Consider the following 976-nt stretch of genomic DNA (forward strand, 5'->3'; position numbering starts at 1 on the left):
GTCCAGGTGCCATCGCCATTGTTCACTGCTGGGTAGTCAACACCATCCACATTCACAACCACAGTTGCTGTTGGATCATTGACTGTACCAGTGAGCGCTGGGGTGCTGTCGTTGGTGAGTACATCATCAAGCGCAACCACAGGGGCTGTGATGTCGGCAGAGACTGTACCGGTGCCTGGCAATGAGGTATTGCCTGCAGGGTCAGTGGCTGTTGCCGTTACTGTATCGCCATCCACCAGGTTACCTGGGTTTGGTACTGACCAGCTGCCATCTGTGCCTGCCACTACAGTTGCAGTCGTGCCATCAGGGAAGCTGACAGTTACGGTTGAACCCGCTTCTGCTGTACCGCTGACTGGATCGGTTGCATTGATTGGATCAAGTAGCGGTGCATTTGGTGCGGTGGTATCAATCGTCACCACTGCAGTATCTGTTCCTGCATTGCCTGCAGGGTCAGTTGCCGTCACGGTAATGGTGTGTGGACCATCTGTTAACGCAGGCAAGGTATTGTCTGCAAGCGTCCAGGTGCCGTCGCCATTGTTCGTCGCCGGGTAGTCAACACCATCCACATTCACAACTACAGTTGCTGTTGGGTCATTGACTGTACCGGTGAGCGCTGGCGTGCTGTCATTGGTTAATACATCATCAAGCGCAACCACAGGAGCTGTGATGTCGGCAGAGACTGTACCGGTGCCTGGCAATGAGGTATTGCCTGCAGGGTCAGTGGCTGTTGCCGTGACTGTATCGCCATCCACCAGGTTACCTGGGTTTGGTACTGACCAGCTGCCATCTGTGCCTGCCACTACGGTTGCAGTCGTGCCATCAGGGAAGCTAACAGTCACGGTTGAACCCGCTTCTGCTGTACCGCTGACTGGATCGGTTGCATTGATTGGATCAAGTAGCGGTGCATTTGGTGCGGTGGTATCAATCGTCACCACTGCAGTATCTGTTCCTGCATTGCCTGCAGGGTCAGTTGCCG

The 976-nt window shown here is 54.7% G+C and carries 1 pseudogene; it reads right to left on the reverse strand.

From position 1 onward, the window contains the following. Window positions 1-896, reverse strand: a pseudogene (locus RMB13_RS00595) (Ig-like domain-containing protein); the annotation flags it as partial. Window positions 897-976 lie beyond the last annotated feature (80 nt).

Source organism: Acinetobacter sp. V102_4 (assembly GCF_031799005.1).
In the GTDB taxonomy this organism is placed as follows: Bacteria; Pseudomonadota; Gammaproteobacteria; order Pseudomonadales; family Moraxellaceae; genus Acinetobacter; species Acinetobacter calcoaceticus.